This is a genomic window from Ectobacillus funiculus, from assembly GCF_004138295.1.
In the GTDB taxonomy this organism is placed as follows: Bacteria; Bacillota; Bacilli; order Bacillales; family Bacillaceae_G; genus Ectobacillus; species Ectobacillus funiculus.
Map to the genome: position 1 here is coordinate 203,557 of NZ_SCFM01000012.1, position 21,748 is coordinate 225,304.

Here is a 21,748-nt window from a genome sequence, read left to right on the forward strand (position 1 = left end):
AAAGAGCTTTCTAATCGGCAATGTATCTGAACATATTATTCGCTATGCAAAATATGATTTCCTTGCCGTTCGCAGCAAAGAAAAGGAAAAGAGTGAGCTGTAAGTGAATTATATAGATAAAGAAAACTCGTCGATTGGCGAGCCCTGCCCTTGGGCGAAGACAGAGGCGTAGTTGCACTTATACTTTATTCCTAAAATTTCTCACTACGTCGAATTCGCTTCTAGCTGGAAATTTATACTTTCTTACAATGAAAACAAGCCAAGGCATATGCCTTGGCTTGTTTCCTATCCTATTATCCCAATACTGCATTTGCTTTCTCAAGCGCTTGACGCACTTGATCAAAGCCAGTACCGCCTTCACTATTACGACGCTTTACTGCTGCATACGGGTCCAATACATCATACAAATCCGCCTCAAACAACGGACATACCTCTTGATACGTCTCAAGTGGCAAATCTAATAAGTAAATGCCCTTTTCAATACACATGAGCACTAAACGTCCTACTACCTCATGCGCCTGACGGAACGGAAGACCTTTTGCTGCCAAGTAATCCGCAATTTCAGTTGCATTAGAGAAGTCTTGCTTTACTGCCTGTCCGAGCTTATCAGTATTTACTTTCATTGTGTCAATCATGCCTGCCATTACAAGAAGAGAAGTTTTAATTGTTTTCACCGTATCAAACATACCTTCCTTGTCCTCTTGCAAGTCTTTATTATAGGCAAGCGGCAGACCCTTCATAACCGTAAGCAGGCTAAATAGGTTTCCGTATACGCGTCCTGTTTTACCACGGATTAACTCCGCCATATCCGGGTTTTTCTTTTGCGGCATAATGCTGCTTCCTGTAGAGTATTTGTCACTCATTTCAATGAATTGAAACTCCTGACTGCTCCACAAAATAAGCTCCTCGCAAAAACGCGACAAGTGCATCATCAAGATAGAAGAGCCGCTTAAAAACTCTAGAATAAAGTCACGGTCACTTACCGCATCCATGCTGTTTTCATAAATGCCGTCAAATCCAAGCAATGACGCGCTGTAGCTGCGGTCAATCGGGAATGTTGTACCAGCAAGAGCACCAGCTCCAAGCGGAGAAAGATTGATGCGTTTTAAGGAATCCTCATAACGCTCAACATCACGCTGCAGCATCCAAAAGTATGCAAGAAGATGATGCGCAAACGACACTGGCTGTGCACGCTGCAAATGCGTGTAGCCTGGCATAATCGTTTCCACATGCTGCTCCGCCTTCTTCACGAGCACCTCTTGCAGCCCTTTCAGCTTAGCAATAATATCGCGAACTTCTTTACGTAAGTACAAATGCATATCCGTCGCAACTTGGTCATTACGGCTACGGGCAGTATGCAGTTTACCGCCCACTTCGCCGATTTGTTCAATTAGCATTTTTTCTAGGTTTAAATGAACATCCTCATTTTCAACAGAAAATGTCAATTCATTGTTGTTTGCTTTCTCAAGAAGAACTTGCAGTCCTTCCTTAATCTTTGCCGCATCTTCTTCTGGAAGGATGCCGGATTTCGCAAGCATCGTAACATGTGCGATACTTCCTTCAAGATCCTCAAGCACAAGCTCTTGATCGAAGAAAATGGATGCTCCGAATTCTTCTACCCACGCTTCGGCTCCTTCTGTGAAGCGGCCGCCCCAAAGTTTTTTCACACTTCCACCTTCTTCTGATTATGCAGCTGGCTGTAAACCTTAGTTGGTAATCCGAACAATTCGATAAAGCCGACTGCTGCTTGATGGTTAAACTCATCTGCTTTCGTATATGTTGCAAGCTTTTCATCATATAGAGAGTTTTCAGATTTTCTGCCCTCTACAATAGCATGCCCTTTAAATAGCTTCACGCGCACTGTACCTGTTACATTCTTTTGTGTGCTTTCGATGAACGCAAGCAACGCTTTATGCAAAGGAGAGAACCATAGGCCGTTGTAGATAAGCTCTGTTAATTTATGAGCGATGATTGGCTTGAAGTGTGCTACATCCTTCGTTAATGTTAAATCTTCTAGCTCTTTGTGCGCCTTGATTAAAGTAAGAGCAGCTGGGCACTCATATACTTCACGAGACTTAATACCTACAAGACGATTCTCAACATGGTCAATGCGGCCAACGCCGTGCTTACCGGCAAGATCATTTAACTCTATAATTAATTCATGAAGCTCGTATGCTTTTCCGTTCAATGCAACCGGCACACCTTGCTTAAACTCGATTTCAACGATATCTGCTTGATCTGGAGTTGCTTCAAGAGGTGCTGTCATATCGTATGCACCCTCTGGAGGAGCAGCCCATGGATCTTCTAACACACCGCACTCACATGCTCTTCCCCAAAGGTTTGCATCGATAGAGTATGGATTATCTAAATTGATTGGAATTGGAATGTTGTTTTCTTTCGCGTATTCGATTTCTTCTTCACGTGACCAACTCCACTCACGTACAGGAGCTACTACTTTTAAATCTGGATTTAAAGCCATGATAGAAACTTCAAAACGAACTTGGTCGTTTCCTTTTCCTGTGCAGCCATGAGCAACTGCAACCGCTCCTACTTGCTCTGCAATCTCAACAAGCTTTTTTGAAATTAACGGACGTGACAAAGCCGATACAAGTGGATATTTTTCTTCATATAATGCATGGCTTTGCAGCACTGGAAGAACGTACTCTTCAGCAAATTCTTTTCTTGCATCAATGGAATAAGATTCTACTGCGCCGACCTGTAATGCTTTTTGCTTGATAAACTCAACGTCTTTTCCTTCGCCTACATCTAATCCTACCGCTACTACATCATAACCTTGTTGTTGTAACCATTTAATTGCAACGGAAGTGTCTAAGCCTCCGGAATATGCCAACACTAATTTTTGCTTGCCCATCTGACATCCTCCTATATATTAAAAGAATAAATATTCATCTAAATTCATTTTCATTCATAGTGATACTTTACCAACTTTTTGCCCACCACGCAAGAATTATTTTTCGCTTTTCTTTTTTCAGACAATTCCTTCGAATTCGCCTAGCCTTTCGTATAGAATATAGGTAAACGGAGGGGAAATCATGAAACATTATTTTATATTAGATGAACGATTAGGCATTGAAGTTCCTGATTCACAAGAAGATTGGGATGAAATACCAAAGCAAGATCAACAGCACATTTTACTGAAATGGGAAAGCATACGCGGACATATTCCCGATCGTATTCAAGAACTGGAACAAACAATTAACCAAAAGCAGCATCAGCTTGATCATGAAGCAGATTTTGGGATTTCCTGCAGATTAAATTCAGAAATTGCTAATCTTGCTTCTGTTATTAATGATTTATGGCTGTGGTATCGTATACATCAGGATATATCTGCCGAAAAAACACACTCATAATACATCAGTGCCCACATTTCATTCTCATTAGATGCTGCTTACAGAGGGTAGAAAGCTGTAAGTATCTTCATTGTTCCCTATGCATTATTTCCTAATTTAATACAGAAAACTCACTGATTGGCGGGCTCGAAGACCGAGCTGCAGCTGCACTTATCCTTTGTTTTTTGAACATAAAAAATAAGCTTCTGCTGGGGCAGAAGCTTATTTTTGTTTCTCAAGCAAATACCGCATCTGATAGAAGCGATGGGTAAACTCTGTGACCGTGCGGGTTAATCGATAGTTTACCGTCGATCCAACCGCAATTCCAAGAAGCGGGATCCCTTGAACGAGCTTGCGGCGAAGCATATAAATAATATACGTTTTAAGCGTCTGCTTCAAAAGCGCCTGACAGGACTCTGCACCTACAATTTTGTCTTCTCCTGAATAAAAAAATGGCATATCTCCTGCCTCATTAATTTCATCCAGTAATCCATGCCAAGCATAGCGCTGTAATCTCGCTGGCAAGATGGCTGCATGAAATACCTTTAAAGCAAGCATCATCTCATAAGGTTTATTCACATCATATCCATACGTAGTTGCGATCAGCTGAACAGCCTTCAAATTTAAAGTGAGCATGAGTGGAAGATCAGCACTCAGCAATAAGAAACCTCCAGCTCCCGTCGCCCCACCCTGTAAGAAAGAATAGACACGATGACGGGCAATTTGATGCTCTGCAATATAAATAAGCTGATCAATAGATAATGTACGAAGCTCTTCAAGGTGCTCAATATGCTCATTAAATAAACGTGCCTCTGATAAAATACGCCCTCTCGCATCTAACTGCGATTGTGAGCTTTGAATAAACGCATGTAAATGAAACAGCCATTGATCCACTTTTGCAAAAGCCTCCAGCCTCTTGCCAGCCGGTATTCCATTTACAGCCGCATTCACCCATTTGTCATACAGCATTTGAAAGTCGGTTGATTCCTGCTGCGATAATTGGTACTCCCAGCTTTGAATTTCATTCCAAACCTTTTGCTCCCGTTCTGTTAATGGCATAGTATCAGCTCCTTATCTGAGAAAGCGTTGCTTGGCCCAGGCTTGCCCTGCACCATCCTTTTTTTACCACATAGTTCCTAATATTATATCATACTTACCCTAAAGAACATGGCTGTAACTGCCATTCCTTTTTGTACTGGAAATTATTCGAGAGAAGGCAGCCTGTGGATCTAAGCAATGATCCGAAACGTTATACTTTATTCCTAAAACTTCTCACTCCGTCGAATTTGCTTCCGGCTGGAAATTTATACTTTCCTACAGCGCAAATGAAAAAAGACGGGATATCCCGTCTTTTTTCTTATACATTAGCCATGCGTACAACGTCGCGTGCAATCATTACTTCTTCGTTTGTAGGAATAATCAATACTTTAACAGGTGAATGCGGATAGCTGATAAATGTTTCTTCCCCACGTACGTTGTTACGTGCTGGATCCCAGTACACACCCATGAACTCTAATCCTTCCAACACACGAGCGCGGATAGTATCACTGTTCTCTCCGATACCTGCCGTAAAGATAATAGCGTCAACACCCTTCATACGTGCTGCGTAAGAACCGACATATTTATGGATACGGCTTGCAAACACACGAAGAGCTACCTGTGCACGATATTCTCCCTCAGCGCTCTCCTGCTCAATATCACGTAAATCACTAGAGAAGCCAGTAATCCCTAACATTCCGCTCTTTTTATTTAAAACATCTAATACTTCTTCTACAGTCTTTCCTGTTTTCTCCATAATGTATGGGATTAATGCCGGATCAATGTTACCAGAGCGCGTCCCCATTGTTACGCCTGCAAGTGGTGTAAAGCCCATAGAAGTGTCAATAGATTTTCCACCCTCAACAGCCGCAATACTTGCTCCGTTTCCTAAGTGACAAGAGATAAGACGAAGCTGCTCTATTGGACGACCAAGCATTGCCGCAGCGCGTTCTGTAACATATTTATGGGATGTACCGTGAAAGCCATACTTACGGATGCCGTACTTTTTGTAATAATCATACGGTAAACTGTATAAAAATGATTCTTCCGGCATTGTTTGATGAAACGCCGTATCAAACACTGCAACAGCAGGAACGTTTGGAAGTACCTCTTGAAACGCTCGAATACCAACGATATTAGCAGGATTATGTAGCGGTGCTAAATCGCTCAATTCCTCAATTTCTTGTAGTATCTCTTCCGTAAGCAATACTGAATCATTAAATTTTTCCCCGCCATGTACAACGCGGTGTCCAATACCGCCAATTTCATCTAAAGATTGGATGATGCCTGTAGAAGTTAACTTTTCAAGCAACATTTTTACAGCCACTGCATGGTTTGGAATATCTAATATATCTGTTTGCTTTTCATCATTCACTGTAATCGTGAATACGCTATCGTTTAAACCAATACGTTCTACTAATCCTTTTGTTAAAACCGTCTCGCTTGGCATTTCAAACAATTGAAATTTTAAAGATGAACTGCCTGCATTAATGGCAATCACTTTTGTCATCTGGTTTTTCGCCCCTTTATATCTTGTTAACGATGTAGAATTTTCGCAAGTTTTGTCATTTTTTATCACACTACTAATTTAAACACCGTACTCGTTATATTTCAAGAGAAAAAAATGAAACACTTCATTTTTTTTTATATTACAGATTTATAAAAAAACGAAATTCCTGACTTAAATAGTGTAAAAAATTACAATCTTTTCTAACTGTATTATAAAATTGTTTCTATCTGTTATATACCTTTATTCATTGAAAACCATTGGTTGAGCTGCAACATTATGTTTTCTGTAGCCTTAAGATTTGAGAATGCTGGGAGTTCTACGATCAGCGCCTGCTTCGGCGGTTGTATCCCCAGCCCCTTCTTTTGGAGAACAAATATACTTTTTGCATTTTTTTCATTTTTAAACATGGAAACTGCTAACTGTAGTACTCCTTGAATATGACACTGTTTCCTGATAAACTCTTGCAGCTTTGGTGCCTGATCACTCGTAAACAAGAAGTTCGGAATCAAGAAGAACAAATAGCCACCTTCCTTTGTATGCTTGATGCTTTGCTCTATAAAAAGATGATGTGCGTATGACAAGCCGTTTTCTGCATGTAGCGCATACTCCTTCGCTCGCTCCTCATTTGGATAATAGCCAACCGGCAAGTCGCATACCACGGCATCAACCGGGTCAATATAGAGCGGTGCTAGACCGTCTTGATGAAACAGTTCAACTTTATGCTTTTGCAAATTTGCATTCATAAAGGCAAGGCGAAGCAGCACATCATCAACCTCTACACCGAATCCGCTTATCTGTACGCCCTTTTCTCGATGGTTAAACAAGGTTGTTAGTAGGTTCCCCGTACCAACAGCCGGATCAAGAACAGTTAAATCTGTTCGGCCCATTGTAAATTTATTAAATAAATAGCTCACAAACATGCCAACTGCATCAGGTGTCATTTCATGCGTAGCCTGTATCCCTTCCTTCATTCCCTTCAGCAGGCATAGCTGAACTGCTTTACGAATATCTTCACTTGTATATGTTCCCTCATGGAATTTTCCATATTCCCGTTGCAGGCGTTCTTTAGCAGACTGCCGCAATTCTTCCTGCAAAACAGCTCCCTCGAATATATTATCGCCTGATTCTGCAAGTGCTTCTAAATATGTAAAATCCAGCTCATTTCGTAAAATGTTCGTGGATGTATCTAGAATGGAAAATAACACCTCTATTTTAGAACTCATTTTCTACACTCCTCTCAAAAATCACAAAACAAACATAGTGTACCACACTGTTTCATATTATTCAGTATTGGCGTACTGCAAGAAAAGCAGACACGATATCTTTCCTGCTGATTAGCACTCCCTTGAATGAAGACAGCGGCGTAAGTTACCCTTATACTTTATTCCTAAAATTTCTTACTACGTCGAATGGCCTCCTGGATAGAAATTTAGACTTTCTTACAGTACAAAAAAGACCCCCCTTTGCGGGAGGTCTCGTAGCTTATACCACTGCTTACTTCGCAGCTTTTGCAGCTTCAAGCGCTGCTTCGTAGTTTGGATGATTAGTTGCTTCACTTACATATTCTACGTATGTTACTTGGTCTTCACTGTTGATTACGAACACAGCGCGAGTTAATAAACGAAGCTCCTCAATTGCAACACCATATGCTTTACCGAAGGAAAGATCACGGTGATCCGAAAGCGTAACAGCATTCTCAAGACCTTCTGTCGCACAGTAACGCTTTTGGGCAAATGGAAGATCAACGCTAACTGTTAATACTTTCACATTATCAAGACCTGCAGCTTCTTCATTGAATTTACGTGTTTGCGCAGCACATACGCCTGTATCTACTGAAGGCACTACGCTAATCAACTTCACTGCACCTTTGTAAGTATCTAATGTTACAGGAGATAAATCGTTAGCTAACACCGTAAAATTTGGCGCTTGTTCTCCTACCTTCACTTCGTTGCCAAGCAATGTAACAGGATTTCCTTTAAATGTAACGTTTGCCATTGTAAATCCTCCTTTTTTTTACCAAAAAGTATGTACAGTGTCCATGATAGAGGGAACAGAAATGGAATGCAACAAAAAGGCTTTCATTTGTCGAAAAATATTGAATTACACCCTACCTTCTTTCCCACAAGGAGGAATTCCGTTAGTCAAAGGTGGGGATTTTGTACTTTCTTCCTAGGAAGCGAAACACAGAGCCAGGCAACGGGCCTCTCATAGGGCAAATAGAGAGAGCTCACACTTTTTTGTAAGCAGTGATAGCTGCCTCTCTTTTTTACCCTATCCACGCTGCAGCATGTGCTTGAAGCAGGGGCCTTCTGTCGGAAAATGAGAAAGTCCTCCTCTACCATTCCGTTTCTTTTTCATGAATCCGCAAAGAGAGCTGATGTCGAGCGACATCAGCCCTTTGTACTAATAAGAATGCGTTTGATCCGCCTCTTGTTTGCTTTTCTTGAGCATATCCTGTATTTTCTCAACTGCCTGTGGAGCCATGTCAATCACTTTATCAAGTAAATGTGTATTTTCATCAAGATGAAGCACTTTGATCCCTTTCCCGTTCACAACAAGAAACGCGATAGGGGTAATTGACACACCTCCACCGCTTCCGCCCCCAAACGGCCGCTTTCCTCCACTATCTTTACCGAATTCACTTCCGCCAGCTGCGAAGCCAAAGCCTACTTTAGAAACAGTTAAAATCACGCTGCCGTCTGGAGATTGAATAGGTTCTCCAATAATTGTATTTACATCAACGAGCGCCTTTAGATTTTCCATAGCTGTTGTCATTAAGCTTTGAATCGGGTGCTCTGCCATAATCTGGACCTCCTCCAGCTTTTATTTACCATTTATTCCTATCGTTTTATCACACCGACAGTTCCTATTGATGCAGCTGCTCTGTTTGACCAATCAAGACAGAACGATGTTTCTTGATATACCGAAGCAGCTTAATTGCCGTAAAAATAACTGGACCGCTTCGAAATGAAACAGCGCACTCAAGACGAGTGGCTGCCGCTGTTCCTTGAAACACAGGATGCACCTCTAGCTGAGGCTGCCCTACGACACGCATATAATGACTGATCAGTCCAATTGCTATTCCTTTTACAGACCAAACCTGTCCAGCCAGTATCCCAGTGGCTGCCGCATCGCCTGTGCCAATATGAGAGCTCCATGAAAACTTCTTTACCTTGATTTTCTGAAGAAAACCCTTAAGTATAGTATGGATATCTCCGGCGCTTTTTATCAAATTCGGCATTCTTTCAAGCCATTCTGATACAGAATCCTCCGAGGCCTCCTCCTGCTTCGGCTCCTTATTCTGCTTCTCCTTCCGTTTTTGCAACAGTTTCAGCACATCAATCGTAAAGGGAATAAACCATACACGTACACGAAGGACTACTTGCCTTTCTAGTGGTGTATACAAAATAATTGCCTTTATGGAAATTTTCGTTATGAAAATGACTAAACATAATAAAATCAAAATCGCAGGGACTATAGTGTACCAAGTCATACGCGTTCATCCTTTCATTCCGTAACCAGTATGGACGGAAAAAAAAGGAAATAAACCTTCAAAAAGCAGAAAACCGGACAAGCCTCTATGTCCGGTTTTTAGCGTTTATATACAGCGGTTCCCGATAGGTATTTCGGTCACATCCGAAAATACGTGAGATAAAGAAAACTCGCCGATTGGCGAGCCCTGCCCTTGGGCGAAGACAGAGGCGTAGTTGCACTTATACTTTATTCCTAAAATTTCTCGCTACGTCGAATTGGCTTCCTGCTAGAAATTTATACTCTCTTAAAGTGTAAAGAAAACTCGCCGATTGGCGAGCCCTGCCCTTGGGCGAAGACAGAGGCGTAGCCCTACTTGTACTTTATTCCTAAAATTTCTCGCTACGTCGAATTGGCTTCCTGCTAGAAATTTATACTCTCTTAAAGTGTAAAGAAAACTCGCCGATTGGCGAGCCCTGCCCTTGGGCGAAGACAGAGGCGTAGCCCTACTTGTACTTTATTCCTAAAATTTCTCGCTACGTCGAATTGGCTTCCTGCTAGAAATTTATACTCTCTTAAAGTGTAAAGAAAACTCGCCGATTGGCGAGCCCTGCCCTTGGGCGAAGACAGAGGCGTAGCCCTACTTGTACTTTATTCCTAAAATTTCTCGCTACGTCGAATTGGCTTCCTGCTAGAAATTTATACTCTCTTAAAGTGTAAAGAAAACTCGCCGATTGGCGAGCCCTGCCCTTGGGCGAAGACAGAGGCGTAGCCCTACTTGTACTTTATTCCTAAAATTTCTCGCTACGTCGAATTGGCTTCCTGCTAGAAATTTATACTCTCTTAAAGTGTAAAGAAAACTCGCCGATTGGCGAGCCCTGCCCTTGGGCGAAGACAGAGGCGTAGCCCTACTTATACTTTATTCCTAAAATTTCTCGCTACGTCGAATTGGCTTCCTGCTAGAAATTTATACTTTCTTAAAGTGAAACAGAAGCTCTCTGTCTTCTCACGCACTTTTAGTTATACAATAGCTACTGTTCGCGCTGACGTAATTCTACACGTCGGATTTTCCCAGATGCTGTTTTTGGAAGCTCACTGACGAACTCTATTTTACGTGGATATTTATACGGTGCCGTGAATGTTTTTGTATGCTGCTGCAAAAGAGGAATAAGAGCAGCATCTGCCTCTATCCCTTCCTGTAATACAATAAACGCTTTTACAACATTCCCCCGTATTTCATCAGGACTTGCTACTACTGCACATTCTTTTACATATGGGTGCTTTACAAGCGCATCTTCTACTTCAAACGGTCCGATCGTATAACCGGAACTGATAATAATATCATCATTTCTTCCCTCGAACCAGAAATAACCGTCTTCGTCCTGCCTTGCTCTGTCACCTGTTACATAGTAGTCGCCTCTAAATTGCTTTTCCGTACGTTCAGGATCCTTATAGTATTTTTGAAAGAGGGCTGGTGTACTTCTATGCACCGCAATATCTCCCACTTCACCCACTTCAAGAGGATTGCCGCTTTCATCGATAATTTGCACTGCATTTCCGGGAGTTGGCTTTCCCATAGAGCCTGGCTTAATATCCATCCCCTTCATTACACCAACAAGCAAAGTATTTTCTGTCTGACCATAGCCATCGCGCACCGTAATATTAAAATAACGAAGGAACGTATCGATTACCTCGCGATTTAGCGGCTCCCCAGCCGACACAGCGCTATGAAGCGCGGATAAATTGTATTGCTCTAAATTCTCCACCTTTGCCATCAAACGATATTCTGTCGGCGTACAGCAGAGCACCTGAACACCATAATCACTTAACAGCTGTAAGTATGTACGCGGCTCAAACTTTCCGTGGTACACAAAACCTGTTGCACCAGAACCGAGCGTCGCTAAAAATGGGCTCCAAATCCACTTTTGCCAACCTGGACCTGCTGTTGCCCATACAAGGTCTCCTTCTCTAATACCGAGCCAATTCGGGGCACTTGTACGCAAATGAGCATAGGCCCAGCCATGTGTATGCACAACACCCTTTGGATTTCCGGTCGTACCGGATGTATAGGATAAAAACGCCATATCATCGCGTTTTGTCGGCGCTGTCTCAAGCACATCACTTTCCGTGTGCAATCGCTCTGTGAGATTGACCCATCCATCGATAGCTACTTCACTAATTATAAATCTTACAAGTGAATGAATTGCAGCAATTCCATCAAACTGGCCAACGTAAGGAGCACAGCTAACAATTGCTTTTACATCCCCATGGCTAATTCGATATTCAATATCTTTTTTACGAAGCATTTCCGAACTGGGAATGACAACTAAGCCCGCTTTAATAGCACCAAGGTATGTCATGTACGCTTCAAGAATTCTCGGTACCATAATCAGCACCTTATCTCCCTGTTGCAAACCTTCACGCAAGAAGGCATTCCCAATCCTATTTGCGCCTCTTATCAGCTGATCATATGTAATTTCTCGTCTATCGCCACTTTCATTTTGCCAGATGAGCGCAAGCTTTTCTTTGTCTGCAGCATAACGCTCCATCTCCTGCACAAGATTATAAGATTCCGGTGCAATTAACTCTTCATGATCCATTTTTTGTTCCTCCTCTATCTCGGTGATACTTCCCTTATTTATCATAAAGAATTTACATTATTTTTAAACACTCTTTCATCCGAGAAATTTGTTTATTTCCTGACGAACTGGTAACAATAGTAGAGGTTTTCCAGCAGCACTTGTCTCTATGATTATAAATTATATTACAAAGAACCTCTATTTCTGTGCTCTCGTTATGTCAGCATTTCCCCCAACAATTAAAAGAGAGCGGGGGAGAAGTCCCGCTCTCAAAGCCAAGTTATATATGATTATCGACCAAAACCACCTAATTGTTGCTCAGCCATTGCGACTAAACGCTTTGTAATCTCGCCACCGACAGAACCGTTCGCACGAGATGTAGAGTCAGCACCAAGCTGTACACCAAACTCTTGTGCGATTTCGTATTTCATTTGGTCTAATGCAGATTGAACGCCTGCAACTAGCAATTGATTGCTGTTGTTGTTTGCCATGTGTGTTTCACCTCCTTGTGAGTATAGAGTGTGAAAAAACACATAACTTCATTCAAAAAATATATTGGTAATTTATGGTTTTAAAAGAGTTCTTTAAATTCCTCGACCACTTTATCCTCTGCTGCCTGTATAAGTATCGTTTCTGTTTGTTCGATTGCTTCCTGTAGCAATGGTTCAAAATCCCCGAACCCTTCAAATCGGCTCGCCTTCTCGCGCTTTGGCTTCGTGGAAGGATTCGGCGGTGTAAAGATTGTGCAGCAATCCTCATAAGGAAGAATTGAAATATTATAGGTGTCGATATGATTTGCAACCTTCATAATTTCCAGTTTATCCATTGTAATAAGTGGACGAAGAATAGGATAATTCGTAACCTCATTAATCGTATGCATGCTGTCGAGCGTTTGGCTTGCCACCTGCCCAAGACTCTCTCCTGTCACAAGTGCCAATGCACCGCGCTGCTGTGCAATACGCTCTGCAATACGCAGCATCATCCGTCTCATAACGGTCATCGTATAGCTATCAGGAATTTGCTTATGAATAGCCTTTTGCAATTCCGTAAAAGGAACGACGTGCAAGCTAATTCTTCTGCAATACTTCGTAAGCTCTTGCGTCAAATCAATAACCTTTTGCTTTGCCCGTTCGCTCGTAAACGGCGGACTATGGAAGTGAATAGCTTCAAGCGTTACACCGCGCTTCATCGCCAAATATCCTGCTACCGGGCTATCAATGCCACCTGACAAAAGCAGCATAACCTTACCGCCAGCACCGACTGGCAAACCGCCAGCTCCCGATTGCTCATCGCACATAATGTACGTAAAATCAGAGCGAACTTCTACGCGCACATTTACATCAGGAGTATGAACATCCACTGTAATATTGTCCGTATTTTGTAAAACGTATCCACCAATTTCACGGTTCAATTCATTTGTTTGCAGCGGAAAGTGCTTATACGCACGATGTACAGACACTTTAAAAGTACGCACGTCCTTCTTCTTCTGGGTTTCTAAAAATGCAGCAAGAGCGCCCTGCTTCATTGCCTCAAGCTCAGTGTCCACTTTTAAGGATAGGCTAAAGGAGTGAATGCCAAACACTTCCTTCAGTCGCTCTGCAACTGCCTCATGGTCTTCCCCGTTCAATTGAATATACATGCGGTCCCGCGTTGCCTCATATTGCAAGCTTGTAAACTTCTTAAGTCTGTATTTAATATTTTCCTTTAGAATACTAATAAATTTCGAACGATTTTTCCCTTTTGTCGTCAGTTCTCCGCCATAACGAATCAATAAATAATCATACTTCATTTCTTTACCTCGTCACTTCATATAATTTTGGAATTACTTCTTGGACAATCTGTTGAAACTGCTGAATTTCAGACATAGTATTTTCTACAGATAAACTAATCCGAATCGCACTTTCTGCCGCCTCACGCCCTCTTCCCATCTCGAGCAAAACATGACTCACTTCCTTTGCCTTTGATGAACAAGCAGACTTTGTCGATACAAATATGTCTCGTTCCTCAAGCGCATGCACAATTACCTCTGGCTTTAAACCTGGAAAAGAAACATTCACAATATGGGGGGCAGAAGCGTTAGGCGTATTCAATATAACATTTGTCATACTGCCAAAAAAAGAAAGCAATGCCTGCTTCATTTCATTCAAATGCCGTATTTTGTTTTCCTGCTTTTCAAGCGTCATCCGCAACGCCTTTGCCATCGCAACAATGCCAGGTAAATTCTCCGTTCCAGCTCGGTACTGGCTCTCCTGCTGTCCTCCTGATAAAATCGGATCAAGCAACACGCCCTCCCTCACATATAAAATTCCTGTTCCCTTCACTCCATGGAATTTGTGCCCAGAGATTGTGCAAAGATCAATATTTGCGTCATAAAAAGCAAGAGGGACTTTTCCAACACCTTGCACATGGTCTGTATGAAAGCGCACCTTTGGGTGTTTACGCAACAGCCTGCCGATTTCTGCAATTGGCTGTACGGCTCCTGTTTCATTATTAACATGTATAATAGATACGAGAACGGTATCATGACGCAATGCCTGCTCAATGCTCTGTACTGAAACAGCTCCATTTTCATCAACAGGTACATATGTTACTTCAAAGCCGAGCGTCTCTAATTGCTTAAACGCCTCGGACACAGATGCATGTTCCACAGCTGTCGTAATAATGTGGCGACCTCGGGAACGAAGGGCAATTGCCGTTCCTTTAATTGCCAAATTATTCCCCTCTGTGCCACCAGATGTAAAGACGATTTCTGTATGCTTTACACCAAGTAATCCCGCGATAACAGAACGAGATTGCGATAGCAGCCGCTCCGCTTCCCCCCCGAGCGCATGAAGTGAGGACGGATTGCCAAAGTAGTTTTGTGCAACCGTTATATAAGACTGCAGCACATCATCATACGGCTTTGTCGTAGCGCTATTATCTAGATAAATCATTAAAGCTTCCCCCTAATTCATTTTACAGGCTGTGTGCGGCATCTCTTGCTGTTTTCCATACGGTTACACAACCAACTATACACTTACTAAGAACAGATGATTCCGTCCTGCCCTACATTTAGTTTTGGTCGCCCATCAAGAGGGCATACATGGGAGACTCGAAAAGCAGCCGCAGGAGCTAGACAACTTGCATCAGCCTTTCCTATCTATCCACAACAAAAGGAGGTGATTCCATTGAACCACCTCGCGAAATAGACCGTCATGCAAAATCCTATAACATAAAGGACTTCCGTGACGGTCTGTTTCACATACCTTTTTGTATATTACTCTGTTTTGATGAACTCCTCAATCTTTTGGACCACACCCGGCTCCAATTGCTCTAACAGCCCAGCTGCTTGTTCAAGTGCTGCTTCATATTCAAATTGTCGAAAACGTTTCTCTGCCTGTTCTAATTCCTCAGCAATACGCATATCCTGGCTTCGATATCGGTTCCCATATTGAATCACCTTTTCTACCAAGCAGGCCTTTTCAATGAGTGCAGCTGTATCTGCATAAGTACTATTCACAAGCGAAAGCGCTTCTTCCAAAGCCCCATTTACTGCTTTCATATTTAAAGGCTTGTGCTCTAGCTGCTCGTATACCCTCTGCACAGAAAGCTGGGCCTGCTGCACACCGCCTAAAAAATGCTCCGGTAAACCTGGCAGATTCGATCGCTGTAAAAGACGTTTCGTTTCCATCATCGTGCCGCGCATATGCTGTAACGCTTCACGCGCCTGAAACTCTTCTTTTCGCAGCGTTTGCAGCATTTCTTTATAGTGTTGATGTGCGCGTTTAACCGCCTCAACTTGCTCATGAATATCCTCAATTTCCTCACGAATGACGGAAAATGCAATATCCTGCTGTGCAATCCGAAGATGTAGTGCATCATATCGTTTGAGCAACACATTGATCTGCTTTTCAATATATTTTTGCATCTCTACATCTTCATCCCTTAATTCGTAGCTTTGCTTTACGAATTGGGTTTCTTCCTTCGTCTCTGCTGCCTTTTCGCGCACATCCTCCAGCATATCGTGCAAAATATATGATTCCTTATCGACATAATGCTTGGACGTAGCCTCGACCTCTAATTGATCATATAATGTATCCAGCTTCTCCTTTAAAAAGGCGATACGCTCCTGTACTTTCACAGTTTCCACATTTTGAAGATCTATAGTACACTTTTGCAGCTCTTCTCTCAATTCTTGTACTTCCCGCGGAATTTCAAGATGCTCCAGCATATATCCTTGTCTGCTCATCTCTTCATATCCATTTAGCAAATCATCCAATTGACTAGGAAGCGCTGATTGACATTCAACTTGTAAATCTGGAATTTCAGTGATTAAAAACTGCATATACGAAATACTTTCCTCCAAGCCCAGCACAATGTCACGCGCCTCCAAATAGTTCCCTTTGCCGGTCTCTTCTTCAAAGGTTTGAAACTTCTGCAAAGCTTCATCTAACAGCTCCTCTAGTTTATATTCTGCTATGCTGAACATGTGGCGATACGCGAGAACATTTTTCTTCATCTCCCGGTAGGCCTCGCGAAGCTGTTCGATTTGGTTGCTATTTTTCTGCTGGCTTTCAAGCAGATTATGTAACTCATGTAAAATCTGATCCGTCCGCTGATCTGCATCCTCCAGCAAGCCAAGAACTTCATTGAGCACAGCACGCCCTTTTTTAAAGGAAAATTGGGCTGTGTGGCTCTCAGCCTTCTGCAGCTTTCGTTCTGCCTCAGGAATCGTTACAGTCAAAATCTCATCCCAGTCATGGCGCCATTTCTCAAAAAACGCCTCTGTTTGACCGGTTATATTCAAATCTTTTACCTTTTTCAGTTCATCGGCTATCGGCTTTTCTTTCAGTTCTTGCTTATACTGCTTCCCCTCTTGCAAATCTTTATGTAAACGATTTCTTATCACAAGCTCTATCGTAAGCAGTATAAGGATAAAGCTCACTACAGTGATAATGATCGTCAGGATAGAACCCATCCATTTTCCTCCCCTTTTGCTCTTATCTCTTGTATGAGGACTTCCTTGATAACTATTGTCAAAATAACTAAAACGGCCCTGCGATGCAATGTTTATCCTATTTCGAAATCAATAATATTTCTTGTTTATATGTATCAATACTTGGAAAATGTCAATGTACTAATGATACCATGTTATATACTGTTTTTGACCTCATTTTTTATATTTTTTTCAGGATTCGTCTTTCGCTGTACAAGCCTGTTGATCCGTTTCTTACATACAGTGTAAAGAAAACTCGCTGATTGGCGAGGACAGAGGCGTAGTTGCACTTATACTTTATTCCTAAAATTTCTCGCTACGTCGAATTGGCATCCAGCTAGAAATTTATACATTAAGTGTAAAAAAGAGCCAATGTAAGAGCAGCAAAGACGCTTTTACATGGCCCCTTTCATTAAAAGCACAGGGAGGATTCCAACATTTTAAGTTGGTCCTTCCTTCTGCAGAATAATCGGGTGGTATTTACACTTTTTATATTTGTGGGCGTAAAACCACGATACCTTTAGATTCGTGGTAGTTCACTAAAACTGAGCGGCTGCGGGCATTGGCACTATTGATGGTTTGTACAGTGCATGAGCTAACCAGCTTTCAACCTCCTTTGCATAACGATCTGCAAAATAGGGCTCCGTCGGAAACGCGTACAGTACCTCCGCAATATATTGCGCATGTAAATATGGACTTTGCAGCATCCCTTTTAGCTGTACCATAAATACAGGAAATGAAACCTTTTGAAATTCGCCCTGCTGAATCCCCTTATGAATGATCGTTTGGAAATAATATTTTTCTCTTACTAAATATGTTGTCATAATCTCTCGAATTAGTACGCTATCTAAAGAAATTTCACGATAAAAAAAGCGGGTGAGCTGACGGTGATTTGACTGATAATGAAGAATTTGGCGGACAATAACAAGCAGCATCTCCTTTGGCGATAAACCATCTTGTGTAAACGTACTCTCCAGGATCCGAATATACTCTTCCAAAAAATTGGTGACTACATACTCCAATAATCCCTGCTTTCCAGAAAAATAATAGGAGATATTTGCTACGTTCACATTCGCTTCCTTGGCAATCTCTCTTACCGTAGTGCCATCATAGCCTTTCGTATTGAACAACATAATCGCCGCATCGATAATTTTCTTCTTCGTATTCATCTGTGTCACGTCAATTCACCCTTTCGTCGACACTCTCTGCATTCTAACTTCTTGACTTTTAAGACAAATTCCTTTAACTTTCTATCGACAAAGTTAAAGCGAAATACACGCTTTTTGCCAAGACTCTACACATTCCGTGACGAAGGGAGACATTTTGATGTTTCATACAGAGACATACAGCGGATCACGAGAAAAAAATTACGACACATTGATTCGACAATTAGAAGCATTAATTGCAGGAGAGACGAACGCAGTAGCTAACATGGCCAACGCTTCCGCTCTCTTGCATCAATTTCTTCAAGATATTAACTGGGTGGGCTTTTATGTAACAGAGGGTAATGAGCTTGTGCTCGGACCTTTCCAAGGCCTTCCTGCTTGCGTACGTATTCCATTTGGCAGAGGGGTCTGTGGAACAGCTGCGGCAACGAAAACAACGCAGCTCGTGGCGGACGTACATCAATTTCCTGGTCATATCGCGTGCGACGCAGCTTCGAATTCCGAAATCGTCGTGCCGTTAATCAAAAACGGTGAAGTAATTGGTGTACTTGATATCGACAGCCCTAGTAAAAGTCGTTTTGACGAGTTGGATCAAACATATTTAGAGAAATTCGCACAGTCTTTAGTAAAGGGTCTGTAACAACAGTTATAGCACCTATAAACACACGCTTATTTCTCCTAAAATCTCCTGCTACGACGAATTCGCTTCTAGCTGGAAATTTATACTTTCTTACAGTGCAAGGAAACTGCCTTGACTCTATTTACAGAAAAGGATATAATAGCGTTTGTGTAAAATAAAAAGGCAGCCTTTGAGAATATATTTATGTTTGTATTTTATTCCTCCGAGGAGGTGTATCGTGTAACTCCCTGCTGCTGGAGCGATGGTACATGAAAATAAAATGCGCATAAACGGAAGTCTCACGTCTGTTTTTATTTTACGTAAAATAAAAACATTGAAGGAGGAGCTATTTATGGCTCGTTATACAGGTCCATCTTGGAAACTTTCTCGTCGTCTTGGAATCTCTCTAAGCGGCACAGGTAAAGAATTAGAAAAACGCCCTTACGCACCAGGTCCACACGGCCCAGGTCAACGTAAAAAATTGTCTGAATACGGTTTACAATTACAAGAGAAACAAAAACTTCGCCATATGTACGGCGTAAATGAGCGTCAATTCCGCCGCACATTTGATATCGCTGGCAAACAGTCCGGTAAACACGGTGAAAACTTCATGATTCTTCTTGAATCCCGTTTAGACAACCTAGTTTACCGTATGGGTCTTGCTCGCACTCGTCGTGCAGCTCGCCAATTAGTAAACCATGGTCACATTACTGTTGACGGCGCTCGCGTAGACATCCCGTCTTTCCGCGTAAAGACTGGCCAAACAATCGGCGTACGTGAAAAATCTCTTAACCTAACTGTTGTTAAGGAAGCTCTAGAAGTAAACAACTTCGTTCCTGAATACCTAACTTTCGATGCTGACAAGTTAGAAGCTACATTCACTCGCTTACCAGAGCGTTCTGAATTACCAGCTGAAATCAACGAAGCATTAATCGTAGAGTTCTACTCTCGTTAATAATAAAAATACCGACACCTGCGTGTCGGTATTTTTATTTTGACTTTATGTTTAGCCTTAGCAACAAATCAGCAACGGAAATTAAATACCCTTATCTACATTTAGTATAGAAATGGAACAAGAAGCGGTGCAACAATAGAGGTGAAAATGGCAGCAATCCCCATCGCAACGCCCGCTATTGCTCCTTGCAACTCTCCTTCAGTCGCTGCACCGGCTGTACCTTGTCCATGTGAAATCGTCCCTAAAGACAGACCTCTTGATAATGGATGGGAAATTCCCGTCTTGTTCATGAGCCATGGTCCAATCATTGTGCCTGAAATTCCTGTACCAACAACAAATGCAGCCGTTAAAGCAGGGTCCCCGCCAATAATTTTTGCTGCTTCGATTGCAACTGGAACAGTTACAGATTTTACACTAATGGAGGCAAGGATTGTTTTGGATAAATGGAACAGTTTGGCTATCAACACAGCCGATAGTATTGTGGCAAAAGATCCAACAACTAGTCCTATCCCGGCAGGAGCCAGGTTTTTCAAAATTATATTTTTGTTTTTATAAAGAGGAACCGCTAAAGCAACTGTCGCGGGACCAAGTAAAAAGGTCATAATGTCTTTAGCAGGCTCATATTCAGCATATGTCACATTACTAAGAAGCAGTATGGTTATAATAATCGTTGTACTGAAGAAAACGGGTGTGGTAAATGGAGATGGATATCTCCTTGCGGCTTGGCGTGAAATAAGATACGCTCCAACAGTAAGGGTGATACTACATAGCGTTACGATGGTGTTCACCAACACTCTCCCCCTTTTTTGACGCCAGCTTTTGAGATGTGAATCCTGTAATAAGCATCCCAATGGCAGCGCTTCCTATTATAGCTGTAATAAAGGCAACACCGTTTTGCAAGAAAAGGTCTCCGAAATTCATAAGGCCAACCGCAATTGGGATGAAAAAAAAGGCAAGATGCTTAATCAATAGCCCGGAGGCCTGCTCAATCCAACGTAACGGAATGGTTTTAGTTGCCAGCAAAGCAAAAAGAAGCAGCATTCCCATGACATTCCCTGGAAGAGGAAGCTGAAGGGTTTCTACAATCCAATAACCCGCTTCATTGAGGAGCCATAAGCCGAGAAGTTGGAGAATGAGAAAGACAAAATTTTTCATATTCGCAGCTCCTAGTCTAGTAAAATTTTATAAGGTTAATAATAAACCTTATTTTATATTGTTTCAATCTCTTCCTACTCGTAAGGGAAGACTTTCTTTATATTTCTTCATAATCTGAGAACAAGCCGATGCAGTTGCATCGGCTTGTTCTAGATTAGGATCCCCTGCCTTGCTTAGCTAGAGATTCTCCTTCCTTCATTGCGGTTCCCCTTGCTTTTCCACCGCATCACTCCCTTTTGGGGATGATTCTGCCCCCTTCTCTAATGATTCTAGAGGCTTAATAGGCGCCTGAACTGCCGCAGACTGTGAGGGAGATGGTGTTGGAGTTGTCGGCGTTGCTGAAGCTTCACTATTCTTCTCTAGCTCCCTTCCACCCAATGTATAATTTGCAACCTTTGTAATTGTGCTATTTGGAAAGAAATAAATCTCACCGTCCAACGCCTTCAGCTTTGTCGTGCGTAGCCCAACCTCTTCCACTGTTCCACCCACGTCATTAATTTTAACCTGATCTCCAACAGAAAATTGATCCTCGAAAATAATTAAGAAACCCGTTACAATGTCCTTCACTAAGTTTTGTGCACCAAAGCCAATCGCAAGCCCAGCAATACTAACACCTGCCAACAATGCAGTGATATCAACGCCAAGAGCTTTGATTGCAGTAATAATCGCAATAAAATACGTAGCATAAGTAAGGATATTTTGGCAAAGCTTAACAAGCGTCGCTTCCCGCCGCTCACTTTGACGCAATGGTCCTTTTAAACGAATCTTAAACATTTTCTCTACAGTCATGTTGGCAAAATATAAGAAAATGCGGGCTGCAACAAAAATAAAGATAATCTCCACAATCGCTCCGCCAAATGCTACGAGCTTATCTGGATTGAATACGTACTTCTGAAACCAATGCTGTATGTTTACCACTCTACTCTCTCC

Annotated in this window: 20 protein-coding genes; 3 read left to right on the top strand and 17 right to left on the bottom strand. The window is 42.0% G+C overall.

What is annotated here, in order from left to right:
* Positions 1–293: 293 nt before the first annotated feature.
* Both argH and EP737_RS10005 read right to left on the bottom strand, forming a co-directional pair.
* Positions 294–1,667 (bottom strand): argininosuccinate lyase, encoded by a 1,374-nt coding sequence (gene argH / locus EP737_RS10000; protein ID WP_129727827.1) that lies wholly within the window; start codon positions 1,665–1,667, stop codon positions 294–296.
* Positions 1,664–2,872 (bottom strand): argininosuccinate synthase, encoded by a 1,209-nt coding sequence (locus EP737_RS10005; RefSeq protein ID WP_129727828.1) that lies wholly within the window; start codon positions 2,870–2,872, stop codon positions 1,664–1,666. Before EP737_RS10005 ends, argH begins: the two co-directional genes overlap by 4 nt.
* A 181-nt stretch (positions 2,873–3,053) precedes the next feature.
* Between EP737_RS10005 and EP737_RS10010 the strand changes: the two genes are divergently transcribed.
* Positions 3,054–3,371, top strand: a complete 318-nt coding sequence (locus EP737_RS10010) for a radical SAM protein (RefSeq protein ID WP_129727829.1) — start codon at positions 3,054–3,056, stop codon at positions 3,369–3,371.
* 201 nt (positions 3,372–3,572) lie between these two features.
* Here EP737_RS10010 and EP737_RS10015 read toward each other — a convergent pair whose 3' ends face one another.
* From EP737_RS10015 to refZ, 12 genes are all read right to left on the bottom strand, one after another.
* Complete coding sequence (locus EP737_RS10015; protein WP_129727830.1) at positions 3,573–4,409, bottom strand: EcsC family protein; 837 nt, start codon at positions 4,407–4,409, stop codon at positions 3,573–3,575.
* 298 nt (positions 4,410–4,707) lie between these two features.
* Positions 4,708–5,898 carry an acetate kinase gene (locus EP737_RS10020; RefSeq protein WP_129727831.1) on the bottom strand — a complete coding sequence of 397 codons (1,191 nt, stop codon included), beginning with the start codon at positions 5,896–5,898 and terminating at the stop codon, positions 4,708–4,710.
* Positions 5,899–6,128: 230 nt separating this feature from the next.
* Positions 6,129–7,121, bottom strand: coding sequence for a class I SAM-dependent methyltransferase (locus EP737_RS10025; protein WP_129727832.1), 993 nt, complete (start codon positions 7,119–7,121; stop codon positions 6,129–6,131).
* 271 nt (positions 7,122–7,392) lie between these two features.
* The gene (tpx, locus tag EP737_RS10030) at positions 7,393–7,893 is read right to left on the bottom strand and encodes a thiol peroxidase (protein ID WP_129727833.1); all 501 of its coding nucleotides are present in this window, start codon (positions 7,891–7,893) and stop codon (positions 7,393–7,395) included.
* A gap of 408 nt (positions 7,894–8,301) precedes the next feature.
* Positions 8,302–8,700, bottom strand: coding sequence for a GerW family sporulation protein (gene ytfJ, locus EP737_RS10035; protein WP_129727834.1), 399 nt, complete (start codon positions 8,698–8,700; stop codon positions 8,302–8,304).
* 64 nt (positions 8,701–8,764) lie between these two features.
* Positions 8,765–9,391 (bottom strand): DUF2953 domain-containing protein, encoded by a 627-nt coding sequence (locus EP737_RS10040; RefSeq protein ID WP_129727835.1) that lies wholly within the window; start codon positions 9,389–9,391, stop codon positions 8,765–8,767.
* A 1,009-nt stretch (positions 9,392–10,400) separates the two neighbouring features.
* A complete protein-coding gene (gene mbcS / locus EP737_RS10045; protein WP_129727836.1) occupies positions 10,401–11,969 on the bottom strand; it encodes an acyl-CoA synthetase MbcS in 1,569 nt (522 codons plus the stop codon).
* A 269-nt stretch (positions 11,970–12,238) separates the two neighbouring features.
* Positions 12,239–12,439 carry an alpha/beta-type small acid-soluble spore protein gene (locus EP737_RS10050; protein WP_129727837.1) on the bottom strand — a complete coding sequence of 67 codons (201 nt, stop codon included), beginning with the start codon at positions 12,437–12,439 and terminating at the stop codon, positions 12,239–12,241.
* 80 nt (positions 12,440–12,519) lie between these two features.
* Positions 12,520–13,737 (bottom strand): tRNA uracil 4-sulfurtransferase ThiI, encoded by a 1,218-nt coding sequence (gene thiI, locus EP737_RS10055; RefSeq protein WP_129727838.1) that lies wholly within the window; start codon positions 13,735–13,737, stop codon positions 12,520–12,522.
* Between the two features lie 4 nt (positions 13,738–13,741).
* Positions 13,742–14,881 carry a cysteine desulfurase family protein gene (locus EP737_RS10060; protein WP_129727839.1) on the bottom strand — a complete coding sequence of 380 codons (1,140 nt, stop codon included), beginning with the start codon at positions 14,879–14,881 and terminating at the stop codon, positions 13,742–13,744.
* A gap of 323 nt (positions 14,882–15,204) precedes the next feature.
* On the bottom strand, positions 15,205–16,905 hold the full coding sequence (gene ezrA / locus EP737_RS10065) for a septation ring formation regulator EzrA (protein WP_129727840.1): 1,701 nt from the start codon (positions 16,903–16,905) through the stop codon (positions 15,205–15,207).
* A 557-nt stretch (positions 16,906–17,462) separates the two neighbouring features.
* Entirely contained in the window at positions 17,463–18,092 is a 630-nt protein-coding gene (gene refZ, locus EP737_RS10070) for a forespore capture DNA-binding protein RefZ (RefSeq protein ID WP_129727885.1), read from the bottom strand.
* 157 nt (positions 18,093–18,249) lie between these two features.
* Between refZ and EP737_RS10075 the strand changes: the two genes are divergently transcribed.
* Positions 18,250–18,729, top strand: coding sequence for a GAF domain-containing protein (locus EP737_RS10075; RefSeq protein ID WP_129727841.1), 480 nt, complete (start codon positions 18,250–18,252; stop codon positions 18,727–18,729).
* A gap of 331 nt (positions 18,730–19,060) precedes the next feature.
* Complete coding sequence (gene rpsD / locus EP737_RS10080; RefSeq protein ID WP_129727886.1) at positions 19,061–19,663, top strand: 30S ribosomal protein S4; 603 nt, start codon at positions 19,061–19,063, stop codon at positions 19,661–19,663.
* A 101-nt stretch (positions 19,664–19,764) separates the two neighbouring features.
* Here rpsD and EP737_RS10085 read toward each other — a convergent pair whose 3' ends face one another.
* The 3 genes from EP737_RS10085 to EP737_RS10095 form a co-directional block, all read right to left on the bottom strand.
* A complete protein-coding gene (locus tag EP737_RS10085; RefSeq protein ID WP_129727842.1) occupies positions 19,765–20,451 on the bottom strand; it encodes an LrgB family protein in 687 nt (228 codons plus the stop codon).
* On the bottom strand, positions 20,426–20,818 hold the full coding sequence (locus EP737_RS10090) for a CidA/LrgA family protein (protein WP_129727843.1): 393 nt from the start codon (positions 20,816–20,818) through the stop codon (positions 20,426–20,428). The genes EP737_RS10085 and EP737_RS10090 overlap by 26 nt, the downstream gene beginning before the upstream one ends.
* Positions 20,819–21,013: 195 nt before the next feature.
* Positions 21,014–21,736, bottom strand: a complete 723-nt coding sequence (locus EP737_RS10095; RefSeq protein WP_129727844.1) for a mechanosensitive ion channel family protein — start codon at positions 21,734–21,736, stop codon at positions 21,014–21,016.
* Between the last annotated feature and the right edge of the window lie 12 nt (positions 21,737–21,748).